The sequence below is a fragment of the Streptomyces sp. NPDC005408 genome (assembly GCF_040606445.1).
Lineage (GTDB): Bacteria > Actinomycetota > Actinomycetes > Streptomycetales > Streptomycetaceae > Streptomyces.
The window spans coordinates 1-4,076 of sequence record NZ_JBEXEX010000120.1; the positions used below are offsets into that span (position 1 = coordinate 1).

Below are 4,076 nucleotides of genomic sequence, written 5' to 3' on the forward strand. Positions count from 1 at the left end.
CGTGTCGGCGCTGCAGCAGCTGGAGATATCTGGTGCAGGACCCCGGAGTGTCAGTGCCGCGCCTCCGAATAGAGCTTCATCAGACGTTCCTGCGGATTGGCGAGTTCGGTTCTACCCCGCGGGATGGGGCTTGGGCGTCGCCAGCGACCCCCGCTTGAGCTAGTGGGAACCCTCCAAGCCCGGCTGGACATCGTTGTGTCGGCCAAGATCACCGTGTTCGTCCGCACCAGCGCAGACTTGCGGGACGGGGTGGCCGAGGCGGCCGCCGCGTCCTTGTCCGTGACGACACCTGGGACACCACACCGTGAGCGAACGCGTCATTGCGCCCAAGAGCCGGGGCTTCCTCTTCCTCGACTCCCATCCCAGCGGCTGCGAGCGGCTGGTGGACGAGATGTGGCAGGCCGTCCCCGACTCGGTCACCAACGGCGGCGAGGGGCCGGTGGCTCTGGTCATCGGCTCGTCCGCCGGGTATGGCCTGGCCGCCACGATCGCGGGCCTGGCCCGTGTCGGTATCCGTGGCATCGGCGTGTGCTTCGAGAAGGCGCCCGCGCGGCGCACCGGCACGGCCGGCTGGTATCGCACCGCCGCCACCGCCCGGCTCGCCCAACAGCACGGGCGGGACATGGTCTTCCTCAATGGCGATGCGTTCAGCGACACGATAAAGGAGCAGGTCGCCAACCTCCTGACCGAGCGCTTCGGGGGACGACTCGACTTCCTGATCTACTCGGTGGCCGCTCCTCGCCGCACCGACCCGGACACCGGCAACGTGTATGCCTCGGTCCTCAAGCCGATCGGCTCTGCGAACACCACCAAAACCCTCGTCTTCGACGAGCACGGTGCTCCGGAGGTCAAGGAGGTCACCACCGCGCCGGCCGAGGGCGACGACATCGAGCAGACCGTGGCGGTGATGGGCGGCACCGACTGGGAACGGTGGATCACCTTCCTGGCCGACCGCTCCCTGCTCGCTGACGGCTTCACCACCGCCGCCCTGTCCTACATCGGCTCGCCGCTCACCGCGGCGATCTACCGGCAGGGCACAATCGGCGCCGCAAAGACCCATCTGGAAGCCACCGCACGCACGTTGGACGAGCGCCTCGGCAAGACAGCGGGCGGTCGGGCCGTGACCTCGGTCAACGCCGCTGCCGTCACCCAGTCCTCCACCGCCATCCCCGGCATCGCCCTGTACGTCGGGCTGCTGCGCGGCGTCCTCGGTGACGCCATGGTGGCTCCGATCGGTCAACTGGTCGAGTTGTGGGACCAGCTGACCGGCGCCCGCCCCCTCGACCTCGACGACGAGGGCCGTATCCGCCTGGACACTTGGGAACTCGATCCCGCCGTGCAGAACGCCGTTGCTGAACGCTGGAGCACTGCCACCAGCGAAAGCATCGCCGAGCTCGCCGATCTCGACTGGTTCAGTGACGAAGTCCGCCGCCTGTACGGCTTCGCTGCCCCCGGCGTCGACTACACCGCCGCCGTCGAAACTGACGTCCCCTGGCCCACTCCCACTATCTGACCTGCGCCACGAGTGCCTGGAACCAGGGGCGGACAGGTCAAGACAATTCACCGCGCGGCGGCAGTGGCCAGGCGGATCGTCTGCGGCAGCTTGGCCCGGAGGCGTATGGGCGCAGGCCTGGCGGCTGCCTGGGGCTGCTCGACGGGGTGCGGTGTGGTGCGCGGTGGGCGGGGCGGCTGGGTGAGGCGGCGGGTCATGAGGGTGATGGTGGTCCAGGCGATGTGGGCTTCGCTGTGGGAGATGAGCCGTTCGTAGTCCCGTACGTTTCTGCGGGCTCGCATGACCCACGAGATGGCCCGCTCCACTCGCCACCGCTTGGCGAGGACGGCGAAGCCGTCCTGGTCCTTGCGGCGGGGCACCGTCTTGAGGGTCAGGCCGAGGAAGGAGCGGGCCCAGTCGGCGAGGGGCCCGCCGTAGGCGGAGTCGGCCCAGACGACGGTGACCTCGGGGTGGGTGAGGTGGAGGCGGAAGAGCAGGTCGCGGGCGGGGACGCTGTCGTGCGGGGAGGCATCGGTGACCATGACGGTCAGGGGCATGCCGCGCATGTCCACCGTGAGGTGGCGCTTCCTGCCATTGATCATTTTGTGGCCGTCGAAGCCTCGCGTGCCGCTGCCTTCCGTTTCGGCGCCCTTGACGGACTGCGAGTCCAGGATCACCGCGACGGTGCGGGGGTTGAGGCCGTCATGGACGCGGACCTGCTCGTGTAGCTCGGCGTGGATGCGGGCCAGGTCCCCGCTGGCTCTCCACCGCTGGAAGAACCCGAACACGGTCCGCCAGGGGATGCCGAAGTCGACCGGAACGGACCTCCACTTCACGCCGTTGTCGTTCACGTAGCGGATGGCGTCGACGACGTTTCGGCGCGGGTGCTTCTCGGGGCGGCCGCCCGTGGGCCGGGTGCAGGCCGGCGGTGGCAGCAGAGGTTCCAGGACGGCCCATTCGGCGTCCGTGGTGTCGCTGGGGTAGTGCCGCTCACGCACGGCGCCTTGCTCGGTATGGGTGCAGGTCATGACCGTTCCATGCGGGAGAGGACTTCGAGGGTGGCTCTGATTCCGCCGAGCTGGTCGAGGATCAGGCGGGCCCACTCGTCCTTCGGGGTGCGTCTGGTGTGCGGGGCGATTATCCCCTCGATGAAGTTCGTCATCCGGTGCAACTCGGCCTCGAAGACCGCCTGTTCGTAGGCGATCCATACCTCGGGGTCCTCGGACAGCTGGAAGCCGTCCCGGCGGTTGTGGGTCACCGGCGGCAGTCCGTCCTTGACCGCGTTCTTGCGCAGGAACCGGATACCCGTCCAGACCTGTGCCGGACTCCGTTTGGTGGCTTTGGCCAGCTGCTTCAAGTGCAGCCCGGCAGGACGTGCCTCTTCCAGAGCTTTGCGTATCGCTTCGGCATGAACATGAGCGGGATGCCCCGCCCGCCGTTTCATGGCTACTGGCCCCGCAGCAGCTCGGCCAGGGCCTCATCCAGGTCCACCTTGCCGGTGGAGACCGCGGTCTCGATCCAGTCCGCCGTCGCCCTGATTTTCTCCAAATGCCGTGTCACCAGATCGAGTTGAGACTCGGAGAACTCCCTGCCGCGCAGCTTCGGCACCAGCCGGCTCGCCCCGGCCACAAAGCCCTGGCAGACACCGATCAAGTCGGTGAACTCCATGGCCCGGTGGAAACCCCGCACGATCGCGACGGGATCAATGACACCGTCGTCCTGATCCGCCTCAGGCTGGTCCCACCAGTCCTCCTCACCGTCGTCCTCGACGCGTTCGGCCTGGTCGAACTGGGCCTGATTGACCAGCTCACGGGCCTGGCGGTCCCGCATCGCACGGAACGCGACCTCCGGCCGGTGCAGCAGATCACACGCCACCAAGGCCGCCACCTGCTCGTCCTGCGCAAGGTCACGGATGGCCTCCACCTTCTCCGCCACCGTCACCGGTGTCGCGGTCGGCCAGCCCGCCGCCCGCTTCGCCGCATCCCCGCTCCACCGCGGGTCTCCCGTCCGCTCGTCGGCCGGCGGATGCTGGATCAACTCGTACGCGTCCGGCGTCGACGCCAGGATCCGGTGGACCTCGAAGGAGACGCCCTCCTGGCGCTGGTCCTTCGGCCACCGCGCGGCCACCCACCGATACGTCCGCACCGTATGGAACGACAGGCCTATCGCCTCGGCGAACAGCCGCAGAGAGCCTTCCACCCCCAGCTCGTCCTCCTCGAGCAGCATGTTCCCGCCGTGCGTACGCAGCGGCGCGATCTCCAACGCGATGTCTCCCAGCGTGAACTGGCATCCCGTCATCACCCGGACCAGCTGAATCGACTGGTGCACCAGATCCTCGAAACGCTCACCCGGCATGCTGCCGATCGTTTGGGTCACGACAACCCACTCCCTGGGCGGGCGGAAGGGCCGGCCCCTCACCAGCCGCAACAACTCCGGCCCGCATATGCCCGACAGGCTCCGCCGCCCACCCCAAGGTCACCACAAACGACCGTAAATACCCGGCATCACGTGCGAACCGTCCCACTCCTGCCCGAACACAGCACCGAACCCGATACACAGCTGAACGACTCTGCCACCCATCACA

Annotated in this window: 4 protein-coding genes; 1 reads left to right on the top strand and 3 read right to left on the bottom strand. The window is 68.1% G+C overall.

All coding sequences use genetic code 11. The annotated features are described in order from the left end of the window. Positions 1-304 precede the first annotated feature (304 nt). Positions 305-1,513, top strand: coding sequence for an enoyl-[acyl-carrier-protein] reductase FabV (gene fabV, locus ABZS64_RS39060; RefSeq protein WP_355839940.1), 1,209 nt, complete (start codon positions 305-307; stop codon positions 1,511-1,513). 47 nt (positions 1,514-1,560) lie between these two features. On the opposite strand, the gene ABZS64_RS39065 is transcribed toward fabV, so the two are convergent. The 3 genes from ABZS64_RS39065 to ABZS64_RS39075 all read right to left on the bottom strand — a co-directional run bounded on the left by ABZS64_RS39065 (position 1,561) and on the right by ABZS64_RS39075 (position 3,868). After that, complete coding sequence (locus ABZS64_RS39065; RefSeq protein ID WP_355839946.1) at positions 1,561-2,490, bottom strand: IS5 family transposase; 930 nt, start codon at positions 2,488-2,490, stop codon at positions 1,561-1,563. Positions 2,491-2,516: 26 nt separating this feature from the next. Beyond that, a complete protein-coding gene (locus ABZS64_RS39070) occupies positions 2,517-2,849 on the bottom strand; it encodes a hypothetical protein (RefSeq protein WP_355839942.1) in 333 nt (110 codons plus the stop codon). An 89-nt stretch (positions 2,850-2,938) separates the two neighbouring features. Next, positions 2,939-3,868, bottom strand: coding sequence for a DUF6192 family protein (locus tag ABZS64_RS39075; RefSeq protein WP_355839944.1), 930 nt, complete (start codon positions 3,866-3,868; stop codon positions 2,939-2,941). Positions 3,869-4,076 lie beyond the last annotated feature (208 nt).